Consider the following 14,320-nt stretch of genomic DNA (forward strand, 5'->3'; position numbering starts at 1 on the left):
GTGTGGGGTCGTCGCTCGTGGGGTGGTCAGGGCAGTGAGGGCAGTGGAACCGCGGCCGACAGCGCGTAGCTGATCGCTCCGTGCAGCACGGCCTGGTCGCCGAGGGTGGCCCGACGTACCTGGGTGGGGGCGGGTGTCTTGGCCGAGAGCAGCCCTTGAAGCTGTTCGAGTGCGGCGTCGTCGAGTTCCGCGGCGGCGCCGCTGAGCAGCACCATCCCCGGGTCGATCACACAGACGCAGGAGAGGATGAGTCGGGCCCAGGCGTCGAGAACCTCGTCGAGGTAGTCGCGGGCCGGACGCGACGCGGCGGCGAGTTCGATCAGCTCCCGTACCGGTGACTCGGGTCGCCGCCCCGGGTGCAGGGCGACCAACCGCTCGGCGATGGCGTTCACCGACCAGCGGGCCTCGAACTCGCCGACGCCGCTGTAGCTGCGCTTGGGTGCGGCGTCCAGCGGCAGGAAGCCCACCTCGCCCGCTGCTCCGCTGGCGCCCCGGCGGACCTTGCCGTCGAGCACGAGCCCGGCGCCGATGCCGTCCGCGACGTGGATCAGCAACAGGTTGGCGACGTCCGCTCCGGCGCCGGCGACACACTCGCCGGCGGCCATCAGGTTGACGTCGTTGTCGACGACGACGGGCACGCCGAGTCGTCGCTGAACCGACTCGCCGATCGGCCACGCCTCGACCAGTCCCACCGATGGCGCGAGGCGTACCGCGCCGTTGGTGGAGACGCCCGGCACCGCGATGGCGACGCCGCGCAGTGACGGCAGGTTGTGGCCGACCAGGTCCAGGACGAACGAGCAGATGGTCTCGACCACGTCGCCACTGAATCGCGTGGTGCGATGCGCGATGAGCGCACCCTCGCTGTCGGCGATCTCGCAACTGATCCGGGACGGTTCGAGCGAGACCGCGGCGACGAGCTCGGCACGTGGATTGAACTCGAGCATCTCCCGGGGACGGCCGGTGGTGGGGGCACCCGGTCCCCGTTCGATGAGGTAACCCTCGGCGATGAGCTCCCGCACCAGCGCGGTCACCGTTGCTGCCGGGAGTCCCGTCATCTCGGCGAGATCAACGCGGGACAGCAGTCGAGCCTGCCGGGCAGCCAGGATCACCGAGAGACGCTTGATCTCACGGGACCGTTCACGGCTGACCGGGCTGGTCGGGGCTTTGTCGGACACAGTTATTTCCTACTGAGAAAAAACGGTGGCGTCAAGTAACGAGATCATCTCGGCCGTCGACGAGGGAGAACGTAGATCCACAAGGGACACCACCGAGGATTCCTCCGTCCGATCGGACTAATCCGGCCTCAATGTAGAAGTCGTCCGGACCAAAGGCGGACAAAAGCCTCCGATCACCAATGCAGAGCGATAGCCCATGGGGTTTGAACAGGCACATCGTTTCTTCAAAGAAGGAAGAAAGTCGTCCTGAGCTATTGACTGGCTGCCGACAAGATCCCTAGCGTTACCGGCCGAAGGCCTTCGGTGGATCCATCCCTACCACTGTGCGTACCGCTCACCACGTGACGCTGGGCAGGCACCACTACCCCCACTGTCGAGCGACACGCACTCGTGGAGACCGTCTCCGGTCTCCAGTGGACAGCTGTTCACGCTTCAGGCCCGGCAGGAGCCAACTGCCAGTAGGTCTCCTGCCGGGCCTGTAACCGTCCCACGCAGCACTCGCCCCCACACGAAGAGGTATGCCATGAAATGGCGCACCACGGCGTCGATCGCCCTGTGCGGTCTGCTGTCGCTTGGCCTGGCCAGTCCCGTCCAGGCCGGTCCCAAGGGCCCATCGCCCGAGCAGACATCCCCCAAGAAGCCGTCCGACAAGCCGATCAAGCCGGTCGACCTGGACATCATGTTCATCGGCGCGCATCCCGACGACGAGGCCGGCCAGCTCGGCATGCTGGGGTACTGGAACGAGTATCACGGCATGCGGGCCGGCGTCATCACCACCACCCGCGGCGAGGGCGGCGGCAACGCCACCGGCCTTGAGGAGGGCCCCGAGCTCGGCATCCTCCGGGAGGCCGAGGAGCGTCGGGCGGTCGGCTGGGCCGGCGTCGAAAACGTCTACAACCTGGACGCTCTTGACTTCTGGTACACCGCCAGCGCTCCGCTGACCGAGGAGGTCTGGGGCTACCAGGAGACCCTCTCCCGGATCGTGCGGGTGCTGCGGACCACCAAGCCCGAGGTCATCCTCACGATGAACCCCTCGGCGACCCAGGGCAACCACGGCAACCACCAGAAGGCGGCCATGCTGGCCGTCGAGGCCTTCTACGCCGCGGCCGACCCGAAGGCGTTCCCGGAGCAGATCAAGCAGGAAGGGCTCAAACCCTGGCGGGTCTCCCGTATCTTCCAGGCCGGTGGCAGTGGGACCACCGGGACCAACGGTCCCGCCTGCGAGACCACTTTCACCCCGGCTGAGGCCAGCAACGTCATCTTCGGCACCTGGCAGGGCTACGAGTCGGCGCGTCACGACGGCAACCGATGGAACACGGTCCAGACCTGGGCCCGCCGCGAGTACGCGTCGCAGGGCTGGGGCAACAGCTCCTTCCCGACGACCGACCCGGCCAGCATCGGCTGCAACCGGCTGACCCTGATCGACACCCGCACCCCGTACCCGGACCCGAACGTGGGCGCCGGCCTCGGTGCGCTCCAGGGTGCCAACCTCCGTGCCCCTGGTGGACTGCCGCTCGGCACAGAGGTCCACGTGCGCGCGCAGAACTGGGAGGTCCTTGCCGGGCAGCCCATGCGCGTCGACACGGTTCTCTACGCCGAGAAGGCCATTCCCGGCGCCAACGTCTCCCTGCAGGTTCCGGCCGGCTGGAAGGTCACCGGCAACGGCAACGTCGGCACGCTCACCCCGGGCAAGGAGGTCGTGAAGAGCTTCACGGTCACCCCTCCCGCGCAGCTTGAGGTGGGTACGCGATTCCGGATCAACGCCACACTGACTAGCAAGAAGGACGGCAGCGGCACCAGCAGCGCGCTCGTGCAGGCGACCGCTCCGGTGCGGGGCACGCTCGAACCGCTGGAGGAGATCGCCGACTTCCGCGAGTGGACCGTACGTAACAAGACCCAGCAGCTCGACGCGCTCATCGAGTCCCTGCTGAACATCCCCAGCGGTGGCACGCGCAGCGTCAAGGTCAACTTGACCAACCACAGCAACCGGACCCAGTCCGGCAACGTCAAGCTGAACCTGCCGGCCGGCTTCTCGGTGGCCGAGCAGCAACTGCCGTACAGCGGACTGCAGGCGGGCGCCAAGGGCTCGGTGACCTTTACGGTCACCAACACCGACACGTCGTTGCCGACCGCCAACCGGGCGCCGGACAACGGCGCGTACCAGGTGCGGATCGAGACCAGCTTCGACGGTGGCAGCGCCACCGAGCCGGGAGCGTTCAACCTGGTGCCGGTCACCACGATCACGCGGGCCAGCACCGCGCCGTCGGTCGACGGCACGGTCTCACCCGGTGAGTACACCGGCGAGGTCATCGACATCTCGACGCGCTGGGAGGGCACCGCCGCTCCGGCGTCGGACATCTCCGGCACCGCCCAGCTCACCTACACCGACGACGCCCTGTACGCCGTCTTCAACATTACCGATGACGTACTCGGCACCGTCCTGCCTCCGGAGGACTGCAAGCGTCCGCGCCGTAACGACAACATCGAGTTCGGCATCGACCCGCGCGGCAACTCGGCGAACACCTCCACCGTGTTCAACGTGGCGCTCTTCCCGGCCACCAACGACCCGGCCAACGGCAACCCGCCGTGCTTCGCCCGCGAGCGGGACAACCACCAGGGCGGACCGGAGACCGCGCCGGGTCTCGAAGTCGCCTCTGTCGTCACCAACAGCCCCTACACCGGGTACCGGATCGAGGTCAAGGTTCCGTTCAGCGCGCTGCCGGACACCATCGACCCGAACCGGATGGGTATGAACATCCTGGTTAACGACTCGGACACGCAGGACCTGTCCGGGCAGACGCGGGTTGGTTGGTCGACCTGGAGTGGCGTGCGGGCTGACCCGTGGCGCTGGGGCGTGGCGACCCTGCCAGGTCTGACGGCGCAGCCGTCGGCGCCCAAGGCTCCGATCATGCCCGACACCGCGGCGCAGAGCGTCGACTCGCCGCAGACCATCCTGCAGTCCGCCTCGGACGGGGTGGCACCGGGTGGCTACGCGGCGCTGCCGGGTAACACCGTAAAGATCAAGAAGGTTACCCGGACCAACTCGACGGTTTCGGTTGAGCTGCACGTGAAGCAGCCTGGCACCGCCCGGGTCTTCGTCTGGGACGGACAGCGGGTCGTGGCGCAGAGCACGGCCAACCTGAGTAAGGACCGTACGCTGGTCCTGCCGCTGAACGGGGCCATTCCGGTCGGCTCCTCGCTGCTCGTCTCGTACGAGTCCGGCGGTGCCACCGCCGGACTCGCCCAGCAGCTGGGCTGATCAGACAGCTCACCGCGTCGACCTGACGCACAAGCTCATGGGCCGGGCCGCGAGGCTCGGCCCATGAGCGCAACTGCTCGCGGCCCGCAGGATCTCGTTGGCCCGACGCAGCTCAGCGACCTCCTCCCGCAGCCGGCGGTTCTCCTCGACCATCTGATGGGCAGCTCACGACGCTCGCTTGCGTCGGCCTCAGCCTGCCGGATCCCGTTTGCGCAGTGCGTCGCGACGCACGTTCAACCTCCGCGGTGAAGCCGAGGCCGACGAGCGCGTGCACGAGAACGAGGTGTCCCGCACCCAGGTGTAGCGGGTCGACCGTGCCGTCGTGCGTCACCAGCGCAGCGTCCGCACGTCGCCGATGAGACCGTGCTCCTCGCGGCGCGGCGCGTGCGCTCCCACCTGCGGATACAGAAGAATCAGCGAAGCCGTGCAGACGGCCGGGAAATGCTTCGGGCTATACCGACTACAAGGAGCGCACCCGGATGCCCGCCACGCTGAGCACCACACCCACGGCGTTCGTCACCGATCTGGTGAGCCGCTTCGCCCTGTCCGAGGAAGAGTTCGACCGTTCGTACGCCGAGCAGGACGCCTACGCCCAACTGCTCGAGAACGTCACCCGGCTGGGCACCGCGGCGTCCGCCGGCGACACCGACGCCCAGTTCGCACAGCAGTACCTGCGCCTCGGGCTTCCCGCCGACGGCATCACGTACCACCGACTGCACATCGGCATCGACGCCCACCACGCGAGCGCGTGGTTCGCCCACGTCGTTGCCGACGAGGCGCTGCACCTCTCCGGTGGTGACGGCTACCGCGCGGCCATCCGGCGGAACGGGCCCTGCGTGACGCGACCGGCCTGCCGCTCGCCGGCGGCACCACCGAACTCATGCTCCAGCAGATTGATCGAGGGTGACACGATGACCCAGCACTCCGTCCACGAGTCTCAGCCCGCCTCCGGGTGGGACGCCGACCGCTACGACCGTCAGTTCGGCTACGTGTCCGCGCTGGCGGGCGGTGTCGTTGAGCTGCTCGCCCCGGTGCCCGGCGAGACCGTCCTCGACCTGGGGTGCGGCACCGGAGAACTGGCCGCCACGATCGCGGCGCGCGGCGCGCGGGTGATCGCGGTCGACGGGGACCCCGCCATGGTCGCCTCGGCCACCGCCCGGCTGGGATCGGACGTGCTGCTCGCGGACGGCCACGACTTCCTGATCGACGAGCAGGTCGACGCGGTGTTCTCCAACGCCGCGCTGCACTGGATGACCCGTCCGGCGGAGGTCGTCGTCGCCGTCCGTCGCGCGCTGCTGCCGGGTGGGCGTTTCGTCGCCGAACTCGGCGGTGCGCACAACGTGGCCAGGATCCTCGCCGCCGTCCGCGCCGCGCTGGCCGAGTTGGGCCTGACCGAGGGCGCGCGGATGCCGTGGTACTTCCCGAGCCCCGGGCAGTACGCCACCCTGCTGGAGGCGCACGGCTTCCAGGTGCTGCGGATGGACTACTTCGCCCGGCCCACCGAGTTGACCGATTGTCCGGGCGGCGTCGCCGACTGGGTCGCCATGTTCGGCGGGGCCCTGATCGGCCATGTGCCGCCGGGCCGGCGCGACGCCGTCCTGACGCGGATCAACGAGCTGGCCGCTCCGACGTTGCTGCGCGACGGCCGCTGGTACGCCGATTATCACCGGCTGCGCTTCGCCGCCGTGCGGGAGCCGGACGGCGCGTCGGACGCGGCGGTGATGCGGTGACCGCGCCCGCGCGAGCCGGAGCGGACCGCGACTTCGGGACGCCCGAGTTCCAGCTCGACCCCTACCCGGTGTACGCGGCGCTGCGGGACCACTACTCCAGTGTGGAGAGTCCGTTTCGGGCGCCCGGCTCCGTCTTGCAAGATAGGCGTATACGCCTACAGGTTGCCTGGGTGCCCTTGAACGCGTCACGGAACAGCCTGGTGTTGCCGATACTCGGACTCCTCGTCGAGCAGCCGGCGCATGGCTACGACATCACGACACGCCTACGCAAGCGATACGGACACCTCTCGGTCACCCGCAGCACCGTCACGTCCCTGCTGAAGGCGGTCGAGAAGGCAGGCATGGTCTCCGCCCGGCTGCCCGAGCGGATAGGCAACCGGCCACCACGCACGGTCTACGAGTTGACTGTCGGTCGACGCTACGGTCCGATGGGGGTCACCCCACCCAGCCGTACAAGGTCCGGCAGGGTCAGAGAACCCTCGTCACCGTCTCCGTAGGAAGGCGTAGACGATCTTGTTGGAGGCGAATTCCGAGATGTTGACGAGGTCCCAGCCGAACTGGCCGAGGACCTCGGCGGCAGCGACCGCCTCGCTGACCTTGCCGCCGCCGATGCCGTGTTGGGAGACCACGGCCAGCAGGCGATAGGGGTACGTACGAAGATCGGCTTGGCCCTGCAGGACCGCCCGGGCGGTGACCATGCGGGTCCGGGCGATTTGCTCCGGGAACTCTACGGCGGTCATACCCCGGCACCATAGTGGTTCGCCGCTCGGGCAGTCTGCCAGCTTCGCAGCCGGTATGTTCGAGACGTGTCTGCGTCGGCCGGTGTCTCTCGTCTAGTCGTGGCGCTCGTTGTGGTGCTCGCCGCTGCCGCCTGTGACGGTGGCTCGGCTCCGGTGGGTGCGCCGACCGCCGGTTCGGGCACGAGCAGCAGCGTTGCCCCCACCGCGCCCACCGCCTCGGCCGGCCCGATGTATCGCGCTCAAGATCTGGAGCTGTGCAAGCGTACGGATCTTCAGCCGTTGGAGGAGTTGTCCCTGACGGTGGCCCGTACCGATCCGAAACCACCGCTGGGGCAGCCGGGTGCGGCGTGTCTGTTCGAGATGCGAACGAAGGACGGGCATCAGGCGAACCTGCGGGTGGAGGCGTCCACGCCGGCCAGCGAGCAGGAGGCTCGGCTGCTCTACCGGGCCACGGCGCAGGTGACGGTGATGACGCCGGCCGGCGTCATCACCGGTGTGGGCGATGAGGCCGAAGCCTTCACCAGGCGCTCCGAGCCCGGCTTCAAGTACGCCGAGTACATGGTCCGCGCGCGCACGGCCAACCTGGTGGTGAAGGTGTGGTTGGCTGTCGGCGGTGCCTCGTACACCGCCACCGAAACGCTTGCATCGAAGGCGCTGACGTTGCTCAAGGCGACCCAGGCGGCCGTACCCACGGTGTGATGCGCCGGTCGGTCATCCGCGGACGGCCTCCGGCCACCGCCCACCGGGTAGCTTCGAGTGGTCGCCGACCTGCGTGGCGATGTCCCGGATGTTGCCCAGCGCGTCGACGAAGCGCTGGCCGATGGTGAGCAGAGCGTTTATGCCGGCGCTGACCACGTCTCCGACCGACTCGGCGAGGGTGGAGACGGCCCAGGGTAGGTCGACGACGGTTCCCGCTTCACCGGCTGCCTGTACCAGTTTGCTGACCATTCCCGTGACGATTTTCGCGAGTTCGACGGCGTAGTCGACGTTCGCCTTGGCGATCGTGAACAGCCACTGGCTGATGAACTCCGACTTGACGACGGACTCGTCGACCGCGGCTTTCTGCTTGAGTGCCTTGGCGTTGTAGGCACTCGCGGCGTCGCCGGTCCACTTGGGCAGGTTCTCGTTCGCCGGGTCGGTGGTGGCGGAAGAAAGCTCGGAGACCGGGGTCTTCACGTCGTTGACCCAGCGGAAGCTCACGTTGATCAGCGAGAGCACCGGCAGCTGATGCTCCAAGGCCTGGTCGACGCGGTCGAGGACGGCGTTCAGTGCCGTTTTGGTGACATCCAGGCTGTGCTTGATCCACAAGAGTGCTGCCGGTCCGAGGAGCCACTTCCACTGCTGTACCTGCTCGACGATCTCGTTGAACTTGGCGATCGCCGTGTCGATGCCGGAGCGGATGTGGTCGAACGCCTTGTTGAACGGTTCCCCGTACTCGAGATTAGTGGTACCTGGCTGCATGGGGTGCTCCGTGCCCTCTCCGAACGTCGCGCGGTATGTCGCTAGGCCTTGAAGATCTCGTTGAGGTCCAGTGAGACGGCCTCGTCGGCCCGGTCGTACTCATCGGCGATGCGACGCAGAGCCTTGCCAACCTGGTCGAATTCCGTCACCGCTCCACTCAGGATGTCAACCATGAAGGCGTGGAAATCTCTGTACGCCAGCGAGTGGATGAGAACGTTCGCGTCGCCGATGAAGAAGGCCGAGGGGTCGAGGTGCAACTGCTCCGCAGCGACCTTGATGGCGGCGACCCGGTCCGACAGCTGCAGCCACTTGCCTCCCTCATCACGAAGCGAGTCGGTGATGACGTTCAGTGGATCCATCTCACTACCTCACGATCCAGTCCGTCCGGCGCGGGCCAACTCGAACGCGCCGAAGAGGGAACGGGCTTCGAACTGCAGCTCGCCCGCGTCTGCCCGTGCGATCCGCCTGGCGTCGCCGGTGATGCCGGTAATGCCGCCTCCGCGGATGTGCAACGTCAGGCAGCCGTCGGGGCTCGACATGCTCGACTCGCCTGCCGACCTGAACGGGCGAGCCGCAGCGTCCAACTCCGCATCGAGGTCGTTCAGCGTCCGCCAGGTCGCACGCAGCCAGGTGTGCTGGTCGACGTCCCGATCGGCACTCCTGTCGGGCGGCTCCTGATCCGGTACTGCAGGACCACTCGGTTCCGCATTCAGATGAAGGAGCGCCGCCAATTCGAGGGCAGCCTGCACAGCGCCGACGTACGCCTCGAAGAGCGCATCGGCGAACCTGTTGGGGCTGAGCTGGCTGCGCCAGTCGCGAGCGATGGTGACAGCTGAGACGTCTCGCTGGGTGTCGACCACCACGCGGACGGAGCCGGTCTGGTCCACGCCGGAGCACTCGTCGGGTCGCAGCTCACCACCCGTCTCGCGCAACGCACGATCGGCATGCTCGCGTAGGGCGGAATCGTCGCCCAGAAAGTCCAAACTTGTCAGCTTGGGGCGTTCGTGCCCGCTGCCCTGCTGCATTCGCCCCCCGGCTTTCTGCTCGCTCAACGCTTTCCGTGATGCACCCGCCACGGCAAGGTAGGACCACGGTACGTGAATGACCAAGATCCGGGGGCCCCGGGCGCTGGGCTGGACGCGTCGATATGGCGAGGACCTGTCGCGGAAAGCGATGCCGGGGAGTTGCGAGACGTCCCTTAGGTTGGGCGCCGATAGTCGGGCGCGATGCGGCCGGAGGATCCTGTGGCGCGGGGAGGAGTTACGACCCGCAGCAGCGCCACGGGCGAATGACGTCGCCCGACGCGACATCGGACGTGGCTCGGCAGCGGCGCGCAGACTGCGACGAGGATGAGCTCACCGCTGGCTACCCTCGGGTCTGGGGCGCAGATCCAGGATTTCGGGTACGCCGGCCTTGCCGGCCTCATTTCGTTGCAGGAGGAGTAGCAGGTCCTCCTGCCGCGGTTGTCCGAACGCCAGCCGGTACCTCACCAGGTCGGCTTTAAGTCGGTCGTACCTTGCCTGGTCGCGGCTGAGTGGATAGGGCAGGACATGCCGTTCGATCTTTGCTGCCCCGGGAAACACCCAGTACGGCGCGAAGTCGCCCAGTTCTCCGGACTCGGCTCGGGCTGCCTCGTAGAGGGCCATCCACACGTCCGGTTGGGATGAGCGCAGGGCGTCGGCCCGATGTGCCGCCGCGATGTTACGGCGTACGGCGTGTCCACCGAAACGGTGAACCCTGCCCTCACGTTGCTCGAAGTCGACTGGATTGGCGGGGGTGTTCCAGTGCACCACGGCCGAGCACCACTGATGGAAATCGATACCCTCCTGACCGGCGCTGGTGGTGGCGACGACGAACGGCCAAAACGGGCTGTTGAAGGCCCCGCGCACGGCGACCTTGCGGTCGACCTGGGATTCTTCCTCGCCGCGGCCGCCGTAGCGCAGCGCGTACCGGCCGGGCAGTTTGATCGGCTGACCCGGGCGGTGCGGGTCGAACGCGACGTACGTCGATGGGCGGCTGGCGATCGCCTGCCGCGCCTCGTCAGCGAGTCTATAAAGCTCGTCGTTGTCCAGGGGCGCGTCGGAGGCGGCGCTGCGCAATGTGTGCAGTTGTTCGTCGAGCACGGCCTGGAGGCCCCCCGCCGCGCAGTACCGGAGCACCGCCTGCCAGTAGACCTGGCCCAAAGCCAGGCTCTCGATCAGCTGGGCGGATTCGGGTCGGTTGAACAGGGATCGCAGCCCGTTGGCGAGGAGCGCGGCGGCGCGCCATTGGCCTGCCGGTGTGACAGTGCTGTCTGGCTGGACCAGCCGGGACAGGGCACGCCAGGCGATGTTGCCGGGGCCGTGCAGGCCGATTGCCGCGAGACTGTCCAGCAGCCCGTCCAGGTGGCTCACTGCCGGGTAGTCGGCGTGGCTCGCCAGCTCGCGGGCGCGTGCCACGTGCCGGTCCAGGCCGGTGGCTGCACCCTCCTCGTCGCCGGATGTACCCAGGGCCGCGGCTGCGTCCTCGTTGCCGGGATCAGCGCCGGGCCAGCGGAAGACGAGCTCCCACGGCTCTGCCGGGCTGCCATCGGTGGTCTCGGTCTCGACGGAGGCACGAGCGAGCAGTTGTTCCCGGATCTCCCGCTCGAACACATCGATCGGCGCGGTCTCGTCCGGCCGTTGCCGGGCCAAAACCAGCGGATCGCACGACGCGGCTAGGGCGGGGTGCGGCCAGAAGAGCGCGAGGACACTCATCGCCGCCGGACGGCCGTGTTCCATGCGGTAGTCGAAGTGGCGGTGCCCTTCGCTGGCCTGGCCCAGCCGGCGCTCGGCCTCATAGCTGAGCAACCCTGCCACCGCCGTGGGCGTGGCATTCCAGGACGAAAACAGCAGCCGCTTGGTGATGCCCTCGCGCGCCGCTGTGGCGAAGGGCTCGCCGAGCGCGTGGTACGGCAGAGACGGCGGCAACCACAGCAGCTGCCACCAGCCCCGGTCAACAGTGTCCGCAGCGAGCTGCCGTAGCCGGCTGTTACCGAGTGCGACGGGCTCACGACGACTAATCGCTTCGGCGTCGAGCAGCTGCGCGGAGGCCAGCAGCGTCCTTACCTCGGGGTGCGGCTGTGCGCCAAGTGCCGCTCGGACCTTGTCCCCGAGCTGGTAGCCGTCGAGGAAATTCAAAAAGTACGGAGCGGACTTCCAGTACTCCACGGTCATCGGGGCGCCAACGGTCTTGGCGATCTTGCGCATCGCCACGTAGCTGCGCACGTCACTAGCGTCGAGATCGTCGGCCAGGCTGATGTGCTCGCGCAGCATCCCGTCCTGAGCGAGCATGGGTCGTTCGGTGCGGCACATGACTCGGAGCAACAGACCGCGTAGCCAGTCGCGCACGTCGCCGCAGGGCTCGCCGCGTATCAGGGCGTCCCGGTACGCCTCGAACGCCTTTGTGACGTCAGCGTGCCAGGACTCGTCGTCGCTGAGGAAACGCAGCACCTGCCGGAAGTCGGCGTAGTGGTCCTCGCCGCCGGTAGCCTCCTCGGCGAAGGTGAAAGGCTTATACGGGGTGGCCGACAGCAGCAGCACCCGGGCGGCTCCGTAGTCGAACAGGTGCCGAGCCAGCTCGGCTCCTTCGCCGCCGTTCGGGTCGAGCAGCTCCCGAAATCGCTGGAACTCGTCGAGGATGATCAGGTCGGGCTCCAGCACCTCGACGCCGGCGGTGGCCAGCACCGTACGGAGATCGCCGGTGAGCTTGCGGGCGTTCTCCCGCAGCTCGTCGGGCAGGGCGGATCGCCGGCCGATCCCGTCGAGCAGAGCGTCGAACTCGCCGAGTAAGCCCCGCCGTCGGGCCTGGCGCAGGAACTCCCTGGTGATGGTCCGGTCGAGCTTCCCGCCCAGATGATCCCGCAGCCGGTCACACCGCTCCTTGAAACGTTCGGGCCTTGCTACGCCCGCTTGCAGTGCCCGCAACGCCGCCCGGGCTCGCCAACCGTCCCATGAGCTCGCCTGCTCCAGGATCAGGTATAGCAGCGCGCGTTCCTCCGCCGTACCGGTCCGCCACCCCTGGTCAAACGAGGTGCCGGGGGTGAAGGCGACCAGGTTGATCGGCTTGCCGGCGCTGGCGGTCGCGGCGCGGAGCTTGTCCGTGTGCTTGGCGAGCAGGGTGAGCCGGCTGGACAGGGTGACTGTGTCGTCGCGAGTCACCCGTAGCCGGTCGATGTTCTGCCGCGCCACATCTTGGTTGGAGCAGACGTAGATGACATCGATCCGCTTCACGCTGTCGTCGTCCTGCAGTCGCTGCAGGGTCTGCGCGATAACGCCGCGCGCGACGACGCTCTTACCGAGCCCGGTCTCGTCGGCGACCAGGAACCGGCGAGTCCGGTCGCTGCCAAAGAACCGGTCGATAACATGCGCGACGGTGGCGCGTTGGAAGTCCTTCAAGCCGGCCATGACGGGGCCGGCATCGTAGCGCTTCACGCGCTCACCGCCGCTGTCATCGTGTCCCGCGCCTCCGTGATGACCCGCCACAGCTCGGCGAAGCCAGGCGGTAGCAGGCGGCTGCTGTCGCCGCTGGCCTCGATGCGGGTGACCAGCCCGGCCAAGTCGTCGAGTTGTTCTGGCAGGTCGACCAATGCATTGAGCAGCAATTCGAGAATTCCGCTCCCGCTGGTGCGCCACGCGCCATGCCCACCGACGCCGCCGCTCACTGCGGCGGCGGCGTCAGTACCGAGGCCGAGCATCAGCAGCAGGAACCGCATGAACTTCTCCGGTGTGTCGATCTGCTGGGCGATGACGTGGTCGAGCCGGTGCGGGGGGTCGCCGATCAGGGTGGCGAGAACGACGGTCTGTTCCCGGCCGGTGCTGTCCTCAGCGGTGACGACGACGAACGGGGTGATGTCGACCAGCGCAAGGCCGGTGAACGCCGCATCGACCGGCAATCCCGGCCCAAGCACGGCCGCCTCGCCGCGGCGGGTGTGCAACTGCGCGGTTATCCGCACGCCTGGCGCATCGGGCAGGGCGTCCTCGGAGGACAGCAGGATCCGATATCCGTCGGCCTCGGACGAGACGGTGGCCGACAGCGGGATTGCCGCGATGTCACGGACCAGATCACGAAGCTTGGCCCCTTCCGGCTCTGGTTCGATGACACCATGGCGTTCGTAGGGTTCGAGGATCTCCCGGAAACCCGCAGCTGGCCCGACGAGAGCGTCGATGCCCCACTGGGTGCGGCCACCGACCAGCTCCACCAGCAGCTCGACGTTGCCGCTGAACGCCGCATCGGTAGCGTTGGCAGAGCCGAGCAGGACCCGCGCCTGACGGCCCTTCTCCACCACGTACACCTTCGCGTGAAGCCCGCTGAGCACCTCCAGGCCGGACGGCGAGCCGTCCGACGGCAAACCGGCCAGGGCGTTGACCACCAGCGCCTCGGGACCGGCCAGGGTCTCGTCGGGCAGGCAGTCGAGCGTCTCCTGCCGGCTCACCACCGTCAGCTGGCCGCTCGGTGCGCACCGGTCCACACCGCCCGGCGTGCAGAACGGCGAGATGATCAGGTGACGCGTGCCATCGAAGTCTGGTGGACGCGCACGGGGCACCCCAAGGACATGAAAGAACATCTCCCGCGCGCCCTCGGGATACTCCCACTCGGCCCGACGCAGATCTTCACTCAGCTGCTCAATCGCCACCCGCCGGTCCGTCGACAGCGGGCCGACCGTCAGCCGCAACGTGTGCTGCACGAGGTCGAACAAGGGCCGGTTGCCCGCCAACCGGCGAGTGCCCACGATGCCGTCCAGGCGCAGGCACACGTCCCAACTGCGATCCTTGGTCAGGTTGCGGCTGAGGACCAGCAGCCGCAGCGATGTCTCCCCGGTCGACTCGTCGTGAAAGCGCAGCGCCCACAGCTTCGGGTGGAACAGGTGACCCGGCTTGGGCCGGCGCACCTGGTGCACCATCGGCTCGACGAAAGCCAACAGCGCCGACCTCATCG

The 14,320-nt window shown here is 68.0% G+C and carries 11 protein-coding genes; 4 read left to right on the top strand and 7 right to left on the bottom strand.

What is annotated here, in order from left to right; translation table 11 throughout:
* Window positions 1-26: 26 nt before the first annotated feature.
* Window positions 27-1,175, bottom strand: a complete 1,149-nt coding sequence (locus DLJ59_RS23420) for an ROK family transcriptional regulator (RefSeq protein WP_124774757.1) — start codon at window positions 1,173-1,175, stop codon at window positions 27-29.
* A gap of 523 nt (window positions 1,176-1,698) precedes the next feature.
* Here DLJ59_RS23420 and DLJ59_RS23425 point away from each other — a divergent pair.
* From DLJ59_RS23425 to DLJ59_RS23435, 3 genes are all read left to right on the top strand, one after another.
* Window positions 1,699-4,434, top strand: coding sequence for a sugar-binding protein (locus DLJ59_RS23425; protein WP_124774758.1), 2,736 nt, complete (start codon window positions 1,699-1,701; stop codon window positions 4,432-4,434).
* 479 nt (window positions 4,435-4,913) lie between these two features.
* On the top strand, window positions 4,914-6,164 hold the full coding sequence (locus DLJ59_RS23430; RefSeq protein WP_244236183.1) for a class I SAM-dependent methyltransferase: 1,251 nt from the start codon (window positions 4,914-4,916) through the stop codon (window positions 6,162-6,164).
* A 200-nt stretch (window positions 6,165-6,364) separates the two neighbouring features.
* Window positions 6,365-6,661: a PadR family transcriptional regulator gene (locus DLJ59_RS23435; protein ID WP_244236186.1), complete on the top strand. Its 297-nt coding sequence runs from the start codon at window positions 6,365-6,367 to the stop codon at window positions 6,659-6,661.
* Here the strand turns inward: DLJ59_RS23435 and DLJ59_RS23440 are convergent.
* On the bottom strand, window positions 6,647-6,904 hold the full coding sequence (locus DLJ59_RS23440; protein WP_124774759.1) for a transcriptional regulator: 258 nt from the start codon (window positions 6,902-6,904) through the stop codon (window positions 6,647-6,649). The genes DLJ59_RS23435 and DLJ59_RS23440 overlap by 15 nt on opposite strands.
* 99 nt (window positions 6,905-7,003) lie before the next feature.
* On the opposite strand from DLJ59_RS23440, the gene DLJ59_RS23445 reads away from it, so the two are divergent.
* A complete protein-coding gene (locus DLJ59_RS23445; protein WP_244236184.1) occupies window positions 7,004-7,603 on the top strand; it encodes a hypothetical protein in 600 nt (199 codons plus the stop codon).
* A gap of 12 nt (window positions 7,604-7,615) precedes the next feature.
* On the opposite strand, the gene DLJ59_RS23450 is transcribed toward DLJ59_RS23445, so the two are convergent.
* From DLJ59_RS23450 to DLJ59_RS23470, 5 genes are all read right to left on the bottom strand, one after another.
* Window positions 7,616-8,365 (bottom strand): DEAD/DEAH box helicase family protein, encoded by a 750-nt coding sequence (locus DLJ59_RS23450; protein ID WP_124774760.1) that lies wholly within the window; start codon window positions 8,363-8,365, stop codon window positions 7,616-7,618.
* Window positions 8,366-8,406: 41 nt separating this feature from the next.
* Window positions 8,407-8,724, bottom strand: coding sequence for a hypothetical protein (locus DLJ59_RS23455; RefSeq protein ID WP_124774761.1), 318 nt, complete (start codon window positions 8,722-8,724; stop codon window positions 8,407-8,409).
* Between the two features lie 9 nt (window positions 8,725-8,733).
* On the bottom strand, window positions 8,734-9,441 hold the full coding sequence (locus tag DLJ59_RS23460) for a hypothetical protein (protein ID WP_124774762.1): 708 nt from the start codon (window positions 9,439-9,441) through the stop codon (window positions 8,734-8,736).
* A 279-nt stretch (window positions 9,442-9,720) separates the two neighbouring features.
* Entirely contained in the window at window positions 9,721-12,816 is a 3,096-nt protein-coding gene (locus DLJ59_RS23465; protein WP_124774763.1) for a helicase C-terminal domain-containing protein, read from the bottom strand.
* The gene (locus DLJ59_RS23470) at window positions 12,813-14,318 is read right to left on the bottom strand and encodes a phospholipase D family protein (protein WP_124774764.1); all 1,506 of its coding nucleotides are present in this window, start codon (window positions 14,316-14,318) and stop codon (window positions 12,813-12,815) included. Before DLJ59_RS23470 ends, DLJ59_RS23465 begins: the two co-directional genes overlap by 4 nt.
* Window positions 14,319-14,320: the final 2 nt, after the last annotated feature.

Origin of the sequence: Micromonospora inaquosa, from assembly GCF_003857055.1 — a bacterium.
Taxonomy (GTDB): Bacteria; Actinomycetota; Actinomycetes; order Mycobacteriales; family Micromonosporaceae; genus Micromonospora; species Micromonospora inaquosa.